At 63.0% G+C, this 16,589-nt stretch carries 13 protein-coding genes; 10 read left to right on the top strand and 3 right to left on the bottom strand.

Annotated elements, in window-relative coordinates:
- The first annotated feature begins 107 nt into the window (after positions 1-107).
- Positions 108-2,036, top strand: coding sequence for an ATP-dependent zinc metalloprotease FtsH (ftsH, locus tag AC1DYW_RS22690; RefSeq protein ID WP_095089505.1), 1,929 nt, complete (start codon positions 108-110; stop codon positions 2,034-2,036).
- A gap of 70 nt (positions 2,037-2,106) precedes the next feature.
- Here the strand turns inward: ftsH and AC1DYW_RS22695 are convergent, their stop codons facing one another.
- Positions 2,107-2,427, bottom strand: a complete 321-nt coding sequence (locus AC1DYW_RS22695) for a winged helix-turn-helix transcriptional regulator (protein ID WP_477227694.1) — start codon at positions 2,425-2,427, stop codon at positions 2,107-2,109.
- A gap of 232 nt (positions 2,428-2,659) precedes the next feature.
- On the opposite strand from AC1DYW_RS22695, the gene AC1DYW_RS22700 reads away from it, so the two are divergent.
- Together AC1DYW_RS22700 and AC1DYW_RS22705 are read left to right on the top strand one after the other, a co-directional pair.
- Positions 2,660-3,424, top strand: coding sequence for an SDR family oxidoreductase (locus tag AC1DYW_RS22700; protein ID WP_457152486.1), 765 nt, complete (start codon positions 2,660-2,662; stop codon positions 3,422-3,424).
- Positions 3,421-4,341 (top strand): NAD(P)-dependent oxidoreductase, encoded by a 921-nt coding sequence (locus AC1DYW_RS22705; protein ID WP_477227695.1) that lies wholly within the window; start codon positions 3,421-3,423, stop codon positions 4,339-4,341. Before AC1DYW_RS22700 ends, AC1DYW_RS22705 begins: the two co-directional genes overlap by 4 nt.
- 65 nt (positions 4,342-4,406) lie before the next feature.
- Here AC1DYW_RS22705 and AC1DYW_RS22710 read toward each other — a convergent pair whose 3' ends face one another.
- On the bottom strand, positions 4,407-5,246 hold the full coding sequence (locus AC1DYW_RS22710; RefSeq protein WP_457152488.1) for a hypothetical protein: 840 nt from the start codon (positions 5,244-5,246) through the stop codon (positions 4,407-4,409).
- 368 nt (positions 5,247-5,614) lie between these two features.
- Here AC1DYW_RS22710 and glmM point away from each other — a divergent pair, with 368 nt between their 5' ends.
- From glmM to serA, 5 genes are all read left to right on the top strand, one after another.
- Positions 5,615-6,967, top strand: a complete 1,353-nt coding sequence (gene glmM / locus AC1DYW_RS22715) for a phosphoglucosamine mutase (RefSeq protein ID WP_184872352.1) — start codon at positions 5,615-5,617, stop codon at positions 6,965-6,967.
- Between the two features lie 300 nt (positions 6,968-7,267).
- Complete coding sequence (locus AC1DYW_RS22720; RefSeq protein ID WP_457152489.1) at positions 7,268-8,095, top strand: outer membrane protein; 828 nt, start codon at positions 7,268-7,270, stop codon at positions 8,093-8,095.
- Between the two features lie 298 nt (positions 8,096-8,393).
- Positions 8,394-9,164, top strand: coding sequence for an outer membrane protein (locus tag AC1DYW_RS22725; protein ID WP_477227696.1), 771 nt, complete (start codon positions 8,394-8,396; stop codon positions 9,162-9,164).
- A gap of 203 nt (positions 9,165-9,367) precedes the next feature.
- Positions 9,368-10,543 (top strand): phosphoserine transaminase, encoded by a 1,176-nt coding sequence (locus AC1DYW_RS22730; protein ID WP_457152501.1) that lies wholly within the window; start codon positions 9,368-9,370, stop codon positions 10,541-10,543.
- 153 nt (positions 10,544-10,696) lie between these two features.
- Positions 10,697-12,295: a phosphoglycerate dehydrogenase gene (gene serA, locus AC1DYW_RS22735; protein ID WP_457152502.1), complete on the top strand. Its 1,599-nt coding sequence runs from the start codon at positions 10,697-10,699 to the stop codon at positions 12,293-12,295.
- Positions 12,296-12,353: 58 nt separating this feature from the next.
- Here serA and AC1DYW_RS22740 read toward each other — a convergent pair whose 3' ends face one another.
- The gene (locus tag AC1DYW_RS22740; RefSeq protein WP_457152503.1) at positions 12,354-13,262 is read right to left on the bottom strand and encodes a DMT family transporter; all 909 of its coding nucleotides are present in this window, start codon (positions 13,260-13,262) and stop codon (positions 12,354-12,356) included.
- A gap of 213 nt (positions 13,263-13,475) precedes the next feature.
- Here AC1DYW_RS22740 and AC1DYW_RS22745 point away from each other — a divergent pair, with 213 nt between their 5' ends.
- Together AC1DYW_RS22745 and AC1DYW_RS22750 are read left to right on the top strand one after the other, a co-directional pair.
- Positions 13,476-14,774, top strand: coding sequence for an adenylosuccinate synthase (locus AC1DYW_RS22745; protein ID WP_095089490.1), 1,299 nt, complete (start codon positions 13,476-13,478; stop codon positions 14,772-14,774).
- A 74-nt stretch (positions 14,775-14,848) separates the two neighbouring features.
- Complete coding sequence (locus tag AC1DYW_RS22750) at positions 14,849-16,564, top strand: hypothetical protein (protein WP_477227697.1); 1,716 nt, start codon at positions 14,849-14,851, stop codon at positions 16,562-16,564.
- The last annotated feature ends 25 nt before the right edge of the window (positions 16,565-16,589 follow it).

Genomic DNA, 16,589 nt, shown 5'->3' on the forward strand with positions numbered 1-16,589 from the left:
ACCCAGACCTGCTGTTCTGCTTGGCAAGGGGAGGCGCTCTCCCTATGTTAGGCGCAAGTTTCCTCTCATGACGTGTGTCCGACGCGCGGACGCCAACGGGACAATTGATGAATCCGAACTATCGCAACCTCGCGCTCTGGGCGATCATAGCGGTCTTGCTCATCGCCCTGTTCAATCTGTTCCAGACGCCGCAGACGCGAGGGGCTTCCAGCGATGTGCCTTATTCGCAGTTCCTGCAGGACGTCGCGGCGGGCCGGGTCAAGACGGTGACCATTGCGGGCGCTCGCATCACCGGCACCTACACCGACAATGCCAGCGGCTTCCAGACCTATTCGCCCGGCGATCCGTCGCTGGTCTCGCGGCTGCAGGACAAGAACGTCACCATCAATGCGCGGCCTGAGAGCGACGGTTCCAATTCGCTGTTCGGCTATCTGATTTCGTGGCTGCCGATGATCCTCATCCTCGGCGTCTGGATATTCTTCATGCGCCAGATGCAGTCCGGCTCCGGACGAGCCATGGGGTTCGGCAAGTCGAAGGCCAAGCTGTTGACTGAGGCGCATGGCCGCGTCACCTTCCAGGATGTTGCCGGCGTCGATGAAGCCAAGGAAGACCTGGAAGAGATCGTCGAGTTCCTGCGCGATCCGCAGAAGTTCCAGCGGCTCGGCGGCAAGATTCCGCGCGGCGTGCTGCTTGTCGGCCCTCCGGGAACCGGCAAGACGCTGCTCGCCCGCTCGGTTGCCGGCGAAGCCAATGTGCCGTTCTTCACCATCTCCGGTTCGGACTTCGTCGAGATGTTCGTCGGCGTCGGCGCCAGCCGCGTCCGCGACATGTTCGACCAGGCCAAGAAGAACGCGCCCTGCATTATCTTCATCGACGAAATCGATGCCGTCGGCCGCCATCGCGGCGCCGGTCTCGGCGGCGGCAATGACGAGCGCGAGCAGACGCTGAACCAGCTGCTGGTCGAGATGGACGGCTTCGAGTCCAACGAAAGCATCATCCTGATCGCCGCCACCAACCGGCCCGACGTGCTCGACCCAGCGCTGTTGCGGCCGGGCCGCTTCGACCGCCAGGTGGTGGTGCCGAACCCCGACATCGTCGGCCGCGAAAAGATCCTCAAGGTGCATGTGCGCAACGTGCCTCTGGCACCGAATGTCGACCTCAAGGTCGTCGCTCGCGGTACGCCGGGCTTCTCCGGCGCCGACCTGATGAACCTCGTCAACGAATCGGCGCTGATGGCCGCTCGGCGCAACAAGCGCCTGGTGACGATGGCCGAGTTCGAGGACGCCAAGGACAAGATCATGATGGGCGCCGAGCGTCGCTCGTCGGCGATGACCCAGGCCGAGAAGGCGCTGACCGCCTATCACGAGGCCGGCCACGCCATCCTGGCGCTCAACGTGCCGTCGGCCGATCCGCTGCACAAGGCCACCATCATCCCGCGTGGCCGGGCGCTCGGCATGGTCATGCAGTTGCCGGAAGGCGACCGCTACTCGATGAGCTACAAATACATGATCTCGCGGCTCGCCATCATGATGGGCGGCCGTGTCGCCGAGGAGTTCAAGTTCGGCAAGGAAAACATCACCTCGGGCGCCTCCTCGGACATCGAGCAGGCGACCAAGCTGGCGCGCGCCATGGTCACGCGCTGGGGCTTTTCCGACAAGCTCGGCCACGTCGCCTATGGCGACAACCAGGAGGAAGTGTTCCTCGGCCATTCGGTGGCGCGTACGCAAAACGTCTCGGAAGAGACCGCGCAGATCATCGACGCCGAAGTGCGCCGCCTGATCGACGAGGCCTATTCGACGGCAAAATCCATCCTGACCAAGAAGAAGAAGGAATGGATTGCACTGGCGGAAGGGCTGCTCGAATACGAGACGCTGTCGGGCGAAGAGATCAAGCAGTTGATCGCCGGGCAGAAGCCTTCGCGCGACCTTGGCGACGACACGCCGCCCAGCCGTGGGTCGGCGGTGCCGAAGTCCGGTGGCCGGCGCAAGAAGGGGCCGGAGCCCGAAGGCGGCATGGAACCGCAGCCGTCAAGCTGACAGGGGCCACTGATTTTTGAGAAACAAACGCCGCGGCTTCAACCCGCGGCGTTTTGCTGTTCGGCGTTGGTCACAGGCCGTGCGGCGCGAGCGCGCTTGCCTTGCCGTGGCCTTGCCCGTCGGACCGGCCGGCATGTTGCTTGCCCCATCTGGCGAGCGGGATCAGGGCATTGTCCAGCTCGATACCGAATTCGGTGATCGAGTATTCGACCCGGGGCGGAACTTCGGGGAAGACCTCGCGGTGGACGATGCCGTCGGCCTCCATTTCGCGCAGCTGCTGGATCAGCATCTTTTCAATGATGTCGGGCACCAGGCGCTTCAGTTCACCGAAGCGCGCCGGCGCCTTGTGGATCTGCCAGAGTAGCAAAGCTTTCCATTTGCCGCCGATCACCTCCAGCGCCGGTCCCAATCCGCAACTATCTGGCTGTTTCTTTCCCATATTTCATCCAATTCTGAGCAATCGGTGGGTGGCTTACATTTTTGTCGGTACTTGAGAAAAACCAAGCCGGTCCATAACTTCAAACCAGATCGCCGGCACCGGCAAACAGCACAACAACATATCGGTACCTTGCTTCGGCCTGCAAAGGCCGTCGGTGGTCGAATTTTGGCGAAAGGGATGGATCATGACACGATACGCAAACAAGAAGGCCGTGGTGATCGGCGGAACGCACGGCATGGGGCTTGCCGTGGCGGAGGCGCTGGTCGAAGGCGGCGCCAACGTGCTGGTCACCGGCCGCGATCACCGCAACATCGAAGCCGCCCGCGCGAAGTTGTTTTCGCGCGCCCATGTCGTGCAGTCGGACATCGGCGACATGGCCGATATCGTCACGCTCGGGGCCGAAGTGGGCCAGAAGCTCGGCCAGATCGACTTCCTTCACATCAATGCCGGGGTTGCCAATCTCGAGCCGGTGGAGCGGGTCACCGAGGACAGCTACGACCGCATCTTCAGCGTCAACACGAAAGGCGCCTTCTTCACCGCACAGCGCCTGTTGCCGCTGATTAAGGATGGTGGTGCGATCGTCTTCACCTCATCGATCGCCGATGAATCCGGCAACGGCGGAATGAGCGTCTATTCCGGGTCGAAGGCAGCACTTCGCGCTTTCGCCAAGGTCCTCGCCGCCGAGCTCCTGCCGCGCCGGATCCGCGTGAATGTGGTCAGCCCCGGCTTCATCGATACGCCGACAATGGGCGTGGCGAGCGCTTCCGCCGAGGAGCGGGCGGCCTTCATGGCGATTGGCGACGCGGTCACGCCTATGAGGCGTCACGGCACCATCGATGAGGTGGCGCATGCGGTGCTGTTCCTGGCTTTCGACGCAACCTTCACCACAGGCGCGCGACTGACCGTCGATGGCGGACTTGGCCAGGACCTGAGCCCCTTGCCGGTGTGACCTGGCAAACCCGAACCACGGAGAGACACAAGATGAGCGATATGACCGTAATCGGCCTTGGCGCCATGGGCACGGCTCTCACCGAGGCCTTCCTCGACAAAGGCCATGTGGTGACCGTGTGGAACCGTTCTCCAGCAAAGGCGCACGCTTTGGCGGCCAAGGGTGCTGTCGTGGCTGCCAGCGTCGAGGAGGCCGTCAGGTCGAGCCCGCTGATCGTGGTGTGTCTTCTCGTCTACGACACGGTCCACGAGGCCCTTGCTCCCGCGCGGGAAGCGCTGTCTGGCCGCACACTGGTCAATCTCACCAACGGCACGCCCGAGCAGGCGCGGGCGATGTCGCAGTGGGCCCTCACGCACGGCGCCAACTATGTCGATGGCGGCATCATGGCGGTGCCGCCGATGATCGGCGGGCGGCACGCCCTAGTCCTCTACAGCGGCTCCAAGCAGGGGTTCGACATGCACTCGGAACAACTCGATGCGCTCGGCACCAGCAAATATCTGGGCGAAGATGCCGGCCTGGCGCCGCTTCACGATATCGCGCTGCTGGCGGGCATGTATGGCCTGTTCGGGGGTGTGATCCAAGCGCTGGCGCTGACGGGATCGGCGGGAATTCCAGCCGGTGTATTCATGCCGCTGCTGACGTCATGGCTGCAAGCGATGCAAGGTGGGTTGCCAAAATGGGCCGAGCAGATCGACGCCGGCGACCACACCAGCAATGTCGCCTCCAATCTCGGCATGCAGGCCGAGGCCTATGTCAATCTGATCGATGCCAGCAAGGCCGCAGGCATCAGCACCGAACTCATGCTGCCGATGCAAGGCCTGATGAAGCGCGGCGTGGCGGCCGGCAAGGCTAGCGCCGATCTCACCAGCCTGGTCGAGCTTCTGCAGTCACAGAACAGGTCGATTGAGACTGTTTGAACGCAACAAAAGGCCCGCGAAGCTGATGCCTCGCGGGCCTTTGTGTTTGTCTGGCTATATGGCGCTCAGGTCTTCAGCTTGGCGTTGCAGAGGCTGTAGAAGCCGCCGCCCTTCTGGATCCACTTGAGGCCGCCAAGCGCGTTCGCGTCCTTGAGGGCATAGTACTGGTCGAGACAGGTATGCATGCGGCCCTTTCCGGGGGTCTCGCTGGCGTATTTCGGCGAGATAGCCGACGGGAAAGTGACGCCCTTCGGTGCAGCCGTCGTCGGCTTTGCCGGCTCTTTGGTGTAGTTTGCCTCACTCGGAGCCGGCACCGTGTCGTCATCCGACGCGGCGGCACCGCATTCGGTCTTGCGGAAGTCGTTCCACTTCATGCCTTTCAGCGTGTTGGCCGTCTTGGCAGCCTGATACTTGGTGCTGCATTCGGCCATGGTCAGACCCTTGCTGTCGGCGGGAGCCGCGGCAGCCTTGGTGGTTGCCGGCTTGGTGTCGGCGGCGGCTGATGCGCCGGCGGCGCACTCGGCCTTGCGGAAGTCGTTCCACTTCATGCCGTTCAGGGTGCCGGCAGCCTTCGCCGCCTGGTACTTGGCGCTGCATTCCTTTGCCGTCAGGCCCTTGGCGGTGCTGTCGGTTGCCGCGGCGGTGGTCGTCTTGGCTGCCTTGGCCGGCTTCGTTTCAGCTGCCTTCTTGGTGTCGGCTGGCTTGGTATCGGTTGTCGCGGCGGCATCGGTGCCGCATTGCGCCTTGCGGAACTGGTTCCAGGTCGCTCCGGCGAGTGTCCCCGCGTCCTTGGCGGCGTTATACTTCGTGCTGCACTCGGCCATCGTCAGCGCGTTGGCTGGCGAAGCCAGGAACAAGGTCGCGACGGCGAGGCCGGTCAAAGTGGCAAGTCGGTGGATGAGCATAGCGTTTCTCCGTTGCAGCAGCCCATGATACGTCCCTGCAAATCAATAACGCTCAACGGTCGGTTGCGCCAGATGCTAAGTGGCGTATATACCGCCCAAAGCTGGCTCCTCCCGATAAGGTGATGAAATTGTTGCCTGTTGCTGGATTGCGAGCAAGATTTTTCCAGGTGCATCCGCGCTGAAATGCTCGCATGACTGGTATAGTGCAGCGTGGCAGTCTCAGCAATTGGGTTGCAGTCATGCTGTGTGCAGTGCACAACAATGATTTTCTAAGGATTGGTAACATACAATCACACAATGTGATCATGGCGCCCTGGCCAATTGTGGCATGACGTGCCGGCAAAGAACTGTCGAGGAATCTGGTAAGCATGGCAGGGAATTATTTCGGCACGGACGGCATTCGCGGGCGCGCCAACAAATTTCCGATGACCGCTGAAATCGCGATGCGGGTCGGCATGGCCGCCGGCCTCTCGTTCCAGCGCGGCAGTCATCGTCATCGCGTCGTGCTCGGCAAGGATACCAGGCTTTCGGGTTACATGATCGAGAATGCGATGGTGTCCGGCCTGTGCGCAGCCGGCATGGACGTGTTCCTCCTCGGCCCGATCCCGACGCCAGCCGTCGCCATGCTGGTGCGTTCGCTGCGTGCCGATATCGGCGTCATGATCTCGGCCTCGCACAATCCCTACTACGACAACGGCATCAAGCTGTTCGGCCCCGACGGCTACAAGCTCTCCGACGAGATCGAAGAGCGCATCGAGGGCATGCTCGACAAGGACATCGAACTGACGCTCGCCGATTCAGACGGGCTTGGCCGCGCCAAGCGCGTCGACGGCGTGCATGACCGCTACATCGAATTCGCCAAACGCACCTTGCCGCGCTCGATGTCGCTTTCGGGCCTCAGGATCGTCGTCGACTGCGCCAATGGCGCCGCCTACAAGGTGGCGCCCGAGGCACTGTGGGAACTGGGTGCCGAAGTCGTCGCCATCAATGTCGAACCCAACGGCTTCAACATCAACAAGGAATGCGGTTCGACCCATCCCGCGGGTCTGCAGAAGAAAGTGCACGAAGTGCGCGCCGACATCGGCATCGCGCTCGACGGCGATGCCGACCGTGTGGTCATTGTCGATGAGAACGGGGCGATCGTCGATGGCGATCAGATCATGGCGCTAATCGCCGAATCCTGGCACCAGAGCGGGCGGCTTGCCGGCGGCGGCGTCGTGTCGACGGTCATGTCCAATCTCGGCCTCGAACGTTTCCTCGGCGACATGAAGCTGCAATTGCACCGCACCAAGGTCGGCGACCGCTATGTCGTGGAGCATATGCGCGCGCATGGGCTCAATGTCGGCGGCGAACAGTCGGGCCATATCGTGCTGTCGGATTTCTCGACCACCGGCGACGGCCTCGTTTCGGCGCTGCAGGTGCTGGCCTGCATCAAACGGCAGGGTCGGCCGGTCAGCGAGCTGTCGAAGAAATTCGAACCGGTGCCGCAGCTTCTAAAGAACGTCCATATTTCCGGCGGCAAGCCCCTCGAGGAAGCGCCCGTCAAGGCAGCCATCGAGGACGCCCGTCACCGCCTGGGCAAGGCCGGGCGGTTGGTCATCCGGCCATCCGGCACCGAGCCGCTGATCCGCGTCATGGCCGAGGGCGACGACCCGCAACTGGTCGAGGCCGTCGTCAACGACATCGTCGAAGTCATCTCGGAAACACGCAGCGCCGCCTGATCCTAGCGCGCCCGAAGGGCGTCGCGCCCAGCGCGCCCGAAGGGCGTCGCCAAGCGCCCACGCAGGCGTCGCGCCTCAGCATATCCACCCGCAAAAAAGGCCCGCCCTTCTGGCGGGCTTTTTGTTGGCCAGCAGTCGCTCCCGGTCTCGAAAGTCGCGCCCCGATTCCTCGAAGTGTAGAGATTCGTGGTTAAGCAACAGGGTTAAACGCCTTTTAACCTTTGCAATTCATTATCCACGACTGAAAGCAATCGCATTTCGGACACGATCGCCGTTCCGAACTTCCTAGGGGTGACAAGCATGTTCAATACAGCAAGAAAGGCCCTGCTCGCTACGCTGTTCGCGGGGCTGACCGGGCCGGTTTTCGCAGCCGACCTCCCGGTGGTCGAAGAGGCTCCGCCGCCGGTCTACGAGCAGCCGGCCGATATTGGCGGCTGGTATATTCGCGGCGATATCGACTATCACAAGTCGGATGTGCGCGGCGTCGACTACATGACTTACTCCATCGATCCCTGTAATTGCCTGATCACACCCGGCAACAAGAGCTTCGATTTCGCCAATCTCAAGGGCGGTTTCTCGCTCGGCGGCGGTGTTGGTTACAAGGTCAATGATTACTTCCGCACGGACTTGACTGCCGACTACTGGTTCAAGTCGAACTTCGACGGCGGCACTTCGGATGCCGTCTCGACATCGACCGAAGAGTCAAAGATGAGCGCATTGCTCCTGCTGGCAAACGCCTATGCCGATCTCGGCACATACCATGGCATCACACCCTATGTCGGCGCCGGCATCGGCGGCGCGCATGTCAAATGGGATGATCTCAGGGACCCGAACACCACCGAGTTCAACTCCGGCTCGTCCAACTGGCGCTTCGCCTACGCTCTGATGGCCGGTGCTTCCTACTGCCTGACCGACAAGATCATCCTTGATGCCGGTTATCGCTACAGCCACATCCAGGGCGGTCGCATGTTCGAATGGGACGCAAGCAGCGCCGGCCCTGGCTTCGACGGCGGCATCAACACCCACGAGGTGCGCGGTGGCCTGCGCTATCAGTTCGGCGGGAACAACGGTTGCGCGGCGCCGGTGGTTGCCTATCAGCCTGAACCCGAGCCGGTCTACACCAAGTAACGCTAGCATTCCCAGCAAGTTCGCGAACCGCCCGGCATCGACCGGGCGGTTTTCGTTTGAGCGGTTCTGCGTTTCATGGAAACGCAGAACCGCTCTATCTCTTTGTCTTGACGCGATCCGTTTGACACTTTTCCTGGAATTTCTCGTGGGTCGCCTGCAATGAAAGTTTCCGCCGGAAATGAATTTGCTAACGCTCTGTTAGCCTTAACCGGCACTTAACCACTATGGTTAACAATGCTTCCTGAAACGATGGCTGCCGTTGCAATAGCTGGCGGCGCCAAATTCGGGAGTCGGGTCCATGACAGTTACTTCGCGTATAGCGCTGGCGCTCGGCGCACTTGCCCTTATGCCGCTGACGCCCACGCTCGCCGCCGACTATGATCCGCCGATCTACGTCGACCAGGCGCCGGACTATGTGCCCGTCGAGGTCGGCTCGGGCTGGTATCTGCGCGGCGATGTCTCCTATCTGGTGCAGAAGAGCTTCGAAAATGAGGATTTCACCTTCACGCCGGCGAGCTACGACGACAAGGAAGATCCCATCTTTGTCAGCATCGGCTTTGGCTACCATTTCAACGACTATCTGCGTGCCGATCTCAATCTCGGCTACCTGCCCGGCAACAAGATCAGCGTCGGCTATGACAATTCAGCAATCGTGACGCCGCCGGTAGAGTCGACCGTGGCATCGGCATCGCTGAAGAACTACGCCTTCTCGGGCATGCTCAATGGCTATGTCGACCTTGGTACCTATGTCGGGATCACGCCGTACCTCGGCGCCGGTATCGGCGTTGTCCGCAGCACGCGCAAGCTTTCGGCTAGCTTCATCGACAACAATGACCCGACCAGCCAGTTGATCCAGCAGGATGACCAGACCAAGTACTCGTTGGCCTACACGTTGAATGCGGGCCTTGCCTATCAGGTGTCCAAGAATGTTTCCGTCGATCTGGGCTATCAGTATTTTTCCGCCCCCGACGCGGAATATGTGACTGCCGAAAGCCTGACTTCCTTCCCGGTCCACAAGGGGATCAGCAATCACCAGCTCAAGCTCGGGCTACGCTACGATCTCTGGTAGCAGGCTCGGTACACATCAAAACACTGGCGGCGGATCTTCGGATCCGCCGTTTGCGTTCGAGGTCGCGACATCCTGATCACGGATCGCCGGTATCCTGCCAACGACAAAAACTTTCCTCTTGACGCCCGAAGCCTGAACGCATATCGCCGTCCGTGGGCCACCCCTCCCCAACGAGGGGCCACTATCTGGAAGGATAGACCACGATGACGGCACATACGAAGCCCGGACTCCGTCCGGCAAATCCCAATTTCTCCTCAGGTCCCTGCGCAAAACGCCCCGGCTGGTCGGTCGAGGCGCTGAAAGCTGCCGCGCTCGGCCGTTCGCACCGCGCCAAGATCGGCAAGGCCAAGCTTGAACAGGCGATCGAGCTGACGCGGGAAATTCTCCAGGTTCCGGCGGACTACCGCATCGGCATCGTGCCGGCGTCGGACACCGGCGCGGTCGAGATGGCGCTGTGGTCGCTGCTCGGCGAGCGCGGCGTCGACATGGTCGCCTGGGAGAGCTTCGGCTCCGGTTGGGTCACCGATGTGGTCAAGCAACTCAGGCTTGCCGACGTGCGCAAGATCGAGGCCGGCTACGGCCAATTGCCCGACCTGGCGAAGATCGACTTCGATCGCGATGTGGTCTTCACATGGAACGGCACCACGTCGGGCGTGCGGGTGCCTAACGGCGATTTCATTCCCGCGGATCGCAAGGGCCTGACCATTTGCGACGCGACCTCGGCCGCCTTTGCGCAAAGGCTCGACTTCCATAAGCTGGATGTCGTCACCTTCTCCTGGCAGAAGGTGCTGGGCGGCGAGGGCGCGCATGGCATGCTGATCCTGTCGCCTCGCGCCGTCGAGCGGCTGGAGACCTACAAGCCGGCCTGGCCGCTGCCGAAGATCTTCCGCCTGACCTCGGGCGGCAAGCTTATCGAAGGCATCTTCAAGGGCGAGACGATCAACACGCCGTCGATGCTGTGCGTCGAGGATTACCTCGACGCGCTACACTGGGCGAAGTCGATCGGCGGCCTCGAGGCGCTGATCGCCAGGGCCGATGCCAATGCCGCCGTCATCGATCGCTTTGTCGGCGAGTCCTCATGGCTCGGTCATCTCGCCGTCGAGCCGGCGACGCGGTCGAACACCTCGGTCTGCCTGTCCTTCAGCGACCCGGACGTGTCCGCGCTCGACGCCGACGGGCAGGCGGCTTTCGCCAAGGGGCTGGTCTCAGTGCTCGACAAGGAAGGTGTCGCCTATGACATCGGCGCCTATCGTGACGCACCGCCCGGCCTGCGCATCTGGTGCGGTGCGACGGTGGAGACCGCCGATCTCGAAGCGCTGCTGTCCTGGCTCGACTGGGCCTTTGCCGCGCAAAAGGCCTCGCTCAAGGCCGCGGCCTGACTCCGAAGGGCCGGGTGGGGTCGCCTCCACCCAGCTCAACGATCCAACATCCAGAAGATCAGGCCATATTCGGCCACAAGGACCCAATCCCGGCGCTTTCGCGCCGACCCTCCCCTCAAAGTGGAGGGACGCCAATCGCAAAGGATCAAATCCATGCCTCGCGTTCTCGTCTCAGACAAACTTTCTCCCACCGCCGTGCAGATCTTCAAGGATCGCGGCGTCGAGGTCGACTATCTGCCCGACCTCGGCAAGGACAAGGAAAAGCTCGCCGAAGTGATCGGCCAGTATGACGGCCTCGCCATCCGCTCGGCGACCAAGGTCACCGAAAAGCTGATCAATGCCGCCACCAATCTCAAGGTCATCGGCCGCGCCGGCATCGGCGTCGACAATGTCGATATCCCGGCGGCGAGCCGCAAGGGCATCATCGTGATGAACACGCCCTTCGGCAATTCGATCACCACCGCCGAACATGCGGTGGCGATGATCTTCGCGCTGGCGCGCCAGATCCCGGAAGCCAACGCCTCGACCCATGCCGGCAAATGGGAAAAGAACCGCTTCATGGGCGTCGAGATCACCGGCAAGACGCTGGGCATCATCGGCTGCGGCAACATCGGCTCGATCGTCGCCACGCGCGGCGTCGGCCTCAAGATGCATGTCATTGCCTTCGACCCGTTCCTGTCGGACAAGCGGGCCGAAGAGCTTGGCGTCGACAAGGTCGAGCTGGATGAGCTTTTCGCCCGCGCCGACTTCATCACGCTGCACACGCCGCTGACCGACAAGACGCGAAACATCATCGACGCAGCTGCGATCGCCAAGATGAAGAACGGCGTGCGCATCATCAACTGCGCGCGTGGCGGGCTGGTCGTCGAAGCCGACCTGATCGCGGCGCTGAAGAGCGGCAAGGTGGCTGGTGTCGGCATCGACGTTTTCGAGGTCGAGCCGGCCGAGCAGAACGCGTTGTTCGGCATGGAGAATGTGGTGGCAACGCCGCATCTCGGCGCCTCGACGGCGGAAGCGCAGGAGAATGTCGCGCTGCAGGTCGCCGAACAGATGGCCGACTACCTGATCAAGGGAGCCGTCTCCAACGCCATCAACATGCCGTCGATCACCGCCGAGGAAGCGCCGCGGCTGAAGCCCTTCGTCAAGCTCGCCGAAGTGCTCGGCGCCTTTGTCGGCCAGGTCACCGAAGACCCGATCACGGAGGTCGAGATACTGTTCGACGGCTCGACCGCGACGATGAACACGCGTGCGCTGATCAGTGCCACCCTTGCTGGGCTGATCCGGCCGCAGGTCTCCGACGTCAACATGGTGTCGGCGCCGATCATGGTGAAGGAGCGTGGCATCATCGTTGCCGAGGTCAAGCGCGACAAGTCCGGCGTGTTCGACGGTTACATCAAGCTGACGGTCAAGACCGAGCACAAGACACGCTCGATCGCCGGCACCTGCTTCTCAGACGGCAAGCCGCGTTTCATCCAGATCAAGGGCATCAATCTCGACGCCGAGGTCGGCCAGCACATGCTCTATACGACCAATGCCGACGCGCCGGGCATCATCGGCCTGCTCGGCACGGTGTGCGGCGAGAACGGCGTCAACATCGCCAACTTCCAGCTTGGCCGCAACCGGCCGGGCGGCGATGCCATCGCGCTGCTCTATCTCGATGCGCCGTTCCCGGAAAACGTGCTGGAGCAGGTCAAGGCGCACAAGTCGATCGACTCGGCCAAGCGGTTGCAGTTCGACGTCAACGCGATGTGACCCCGCGACTTGCTGCGAAAGATCGAAAGGCGCGGCCTGGTCCGCGCCTTTCGTTTGTTCAGCGTGTCCTGGCCGACCGCAGCGCTGCCTTGCGCCCGCTGTATTCGGCAAGCCCGATGCCGCCCACCACAAGCACCAGAGCCAGCGCCTGGTAGAGTTGGAATGTCTCGCCGACAATGAGCACCGAAAGCAGCGTGCCGAAGATCGGTACCAGGTTGATGAACAGGCCGGCGCGGTTGGCGCCGATCAGTTCGTTGCCCCTGATGTAGAAGATCTGCGAGATGGCCGAGGCGCCGACCGCGGTATAGACGATGACCAGCCAGCCGCGCGCGTCGGGCACGATGACCTTGCCGGCGGCGATCTCCCACAGGAAGAAGGGCAGCGAGGTGACAAGTGCAGCAACCGACAGGGCCAGGATCAGGCTCTGCCAGTGCATCACCGGCTTCAGCCGCAGCCCGACCGAATAGCCGCTGTAGAGAAACACCGCGACCAGCATGATGGCGTCGCCGAAATTGAGCTCCAGCGTCAACAGCCGGCGCGGGTCGCCGTGGCATGCGGTCAGGACCACGCCGGCGATGGTCAGCACGACGCCGACAATCTGCGCCCCGTTCACGCGCAAGCGGAAGAAGACGAAATTGGCGACGATGATCAGGATCGGCATCGCCGCCTGTTCGATCGAGACGTTGATCGCCGTCGTGTAGTTGAGCGCCGTGTAGAAGATCGTGTTGAACAAGGTGAAGCCGCTGGCGCCAAGGGCCGCCAGCACGAGCCAGTGCTTGCGCACCACCGGCCAGTCCTTGCGGATCGTCTGAAGGCCGATCGGCAGCAAGATCGCCACGGCCAGCACCCAGCGCAGGAAGACGAGTGTCATCGGCGAAACGTGATCGACCGCCAGCTTGCCGGCCACCGAGTTGCCGCCCCACAGCAAGGTGGTGAGCAGCAGGAATATGTAGGCGCGTCGATGCATGGCGGGATTCCGGCCGCCAGAGGTGAGCTGCGGTGTTTGCCGGCCTATTGCCCCCGTCTGCTCAAGTAAATGATGTCAAAGCCGAAAATTGTTGTGCCTCAGCGCAATTTTGGCGGCAAAGAAAGGTCGCGCTCACGAGGTCTTGACGTTATAGAGGCCTGTCGTTTCGAACCATATTCAAGCCGCTCGGCGGCGTCTCAAGGGAAAAGAAACATGGCCAATGTGGTGGTCGTCGGCTCGCAGTGGGGCGACGAGGGCAAGGGCAAGATCGTCGACTGGCTGTCGGAGCGCGCCGATGTCGTGGTGCGTTTCCAAGGTGGCCACAATGCAGGCCACACGCTGGTCGTCGACGGCAAGGTCTACAAATTGTCGTTGCTTCCGTCCGGGGTCGTGCGCCAGGGAAAGCTGTCCATCATCGGCAATGGCGTCGTTTTCGACCCGCATGCTTTCGTCGCCGAAGTTGCGAAGCTCAAGGCGCAAGGCGTCGAAGTGGCGCCGGATCGCCTGAAAATAGCCGAAAACACAGCGCTTATCCTGTCGCTGCATCGGGAGCTGGACGGATTCCGCGAGGACGCCGCCTCCAATTCCGGAACGAAGATTGGCACGACCCGCCGTGGCATCGGCCCGGCCTATGAAGACAAGGTGGGCCGGCGCGCGGTCAGGGTGATGGATTTGGCGGATTTGGAAACGCTGCCCTTGAAGGTCGACAGGCTGCTGACGCACCACAACGCGCTGCGTCGCGGGCTTGGCCATGCCGAAGTCACGCATGATGCGATCATGCATGAGCTGACCTCGGTCGCGGCCGAGATCCTGCCCTACATGGACCGGGTGTGGAAAATCCTGGACGACAAGCGCCGCGCCGGCGAACGCATCCTGTTCGAGGGCGCGCAAGGCACGTTGCTCGATATCGACCACGGCACCTATCCGTTCGTCACCTCGTCGAACACGGTCGCCGGGCAGGCAGCCGCCGGTTCGGGTGTCGGCCCGGGCGCCATCGGCTATGTGCTCGGCATCACCAAGGCCTACACGACGCGCGTCGGCGAAGGTCCGTTCCCGACCGAGCAGAAGAACGAGATCGGCGAGTTCCTCGGCACGCGCGGCCATGAATTCGGCGTCGTTACCGGCCGCAAGCGCCGCTGCGGCTGGTTCGACGCGGTGCTGGTGCGCCAGGCCGTCGCCGTCAATGGCATCAAGGGCATCGCGCTGACCAAGCTCGACGTGCTCGATGGGCTGGACGAGATCAAGGTCTGCACCGGCTACCGTCTCGACGGCGAGATGATCGACTATCTGCCGGCCAGCCAGGGCGCGCAGGCACGCGTCGAACCGGTCTACGAGACGCTCGAGGGCTGGAAAGGCACCACCGCCGGCGCACGCAGCTGGAACGATCTTCCGGCCCAGGCCGTCAAATATGTCCGCTACATCGAGGAGCTGATCGGCGCCCCGGTCGCGCTCCTGTCCACCAGCCCGGAACGGGATGACACGATACTTGTGACCGATCCGTTTCAAGACTAGTTTCTCAGCCTTTCCGGGCATCGCGGCTGATTTGCGGGGGCCGGCCCGGGAGCAAAATACAGGTCGACCGAAGCATGGCAGATTTCGTTTCTGTTCTGAAAAGGCAGCTCGACAAGCACGGCGAGCCGGGACTCGATACGCGCAAGCGGATCTATGACGGTGCGCGTACCGCGCTCGAAAAGAGGCTTGCGGAGTTTTCGCCGCCGCTGTCCGCCGAGGTCATAGCCAAGCAGAAGCGCTCCCTGGAAGACGCTGTCGCGAGTGTCGAGCGGGACTATGCCAAGAGCGCCCCGGACACCGACCCGCTTGCGGAGCTGGAACACATCTTTTCCTCGATCGACCGCAACAAGAACCAGCCGAGCCATGCACGGCACCCGGCGAAGGAAGAGCCAACCTGGCCGGCACCGCCCGCGGCCAAGCCGGAACCCTATCGACCGGCGCCACCACCTGCCGCCAAGGTCGAGCCAAGCTGGCAAAAGCCGACGCCAGCGCCTTCTGCTCGCACAGAAACGCCCCTTGCGGGGATGGACAGCGAGGAGGCCGAGGACGACGGGGTCGATGTCTTTTCAACCAACGAAGAGCCGGTGTCGGACACTTTCCAGCGCCTGAGGCCCGCCGAACGCAGGCGCAGCTATGGCGGCTTGATCGCTGTCGTCGTCGCCTTGCTGGTCGTTGCCGGTGGTGGCTATGGCATCTGGCTGAACAAGGACGCCTTCGGCAAGATGCTGGGGCTCGACGGCAGCACCAAGGTCGTGAAGACGGAACCGGTGAAGCCGGCGCCGGCCAAGCCGGCAACAGATGCCGCGGCAGCGCCGCCAGCACCCGCGGCCGGCGGCACCGAAAGCGAAGCCCCGAAATTCACCCAGCGGCTGACGCCGCAGGGCAGCGAAGTCGACCCCGGCCCGGCCGGCGGACAGAGCGGCATCGGCGAAGGCGAATCGGTCGCCGCGCTGACCACGCCGCCCTCGGCGACGAACGCGCCAGCGGTTTCCGCGCCGGCTGCCGGCACTCCGCCCGCGGCCGCACCCGCCACAACGCCGCCACCCGGTACGGCACCGGCACCGGCGACGCCTCCTGCAGCGGAGGCCGCACCTGCGGCGCCCGCTGCAGCCGCCACGCCGCCAGCACCGGCAGCCGCCACGCCGCCAGCACCGGCAGCAGCACCGCCGCCAGCACCGGCAGGCGCCGCGCCGGCACCTGCAGCCGCGGCGGCCGCGCCTGCGGAAACCGCGTTGCCGGTGGGCCAAAAGGCAATCTTCTATGAGGAGCGCACCAGCACCGCCCAGGGTTCGGCGGAGCCCGGCAGCATCGTCTGGTCGCTGGTGCAGGAATCGCCCGGTGGCGACCTGCCACCGGAACCGGCGATCCGTGCTGAGGCAACCATTCCCGGCAAGGACATCCAGTTGCGCATGACCATCCGTCGCAACACCGACCAGACACTGCCGGCCAGCCATATCATCGAGATGATCTTCCTGACGCCCGACGGCTTCGAAGGCGGCGGTGTCGACAACATCCTGCGCGTCGCGATGAAGAGTTCAGAACAGGATGCCGGCAGCCCGCTGATCGGCATTCCGGCCAAGATCGCCGACGGTTTCTTCCTCGTTGCGCTCAACGACACAAAGGCCGATGAGGACGCCAACATGACCTTGCTTCGCGGGCAGGACTGGATCGACGTGCCGGTCGTCTACAAGACCGGACGGCGGGCGCTGCTGACCATGGAAAAGGGCATCCCCGGCGAGAAGGTGTTCGACGAGGCGATCAAGGCCTGGCAGGCGAAGACGGCGGGCTGAGCAGGGCGTCGGGCGCGGCGCCCGC

Source organism: Mesorhizobium sp. P2_D5 (assembly GCF_056404355.1).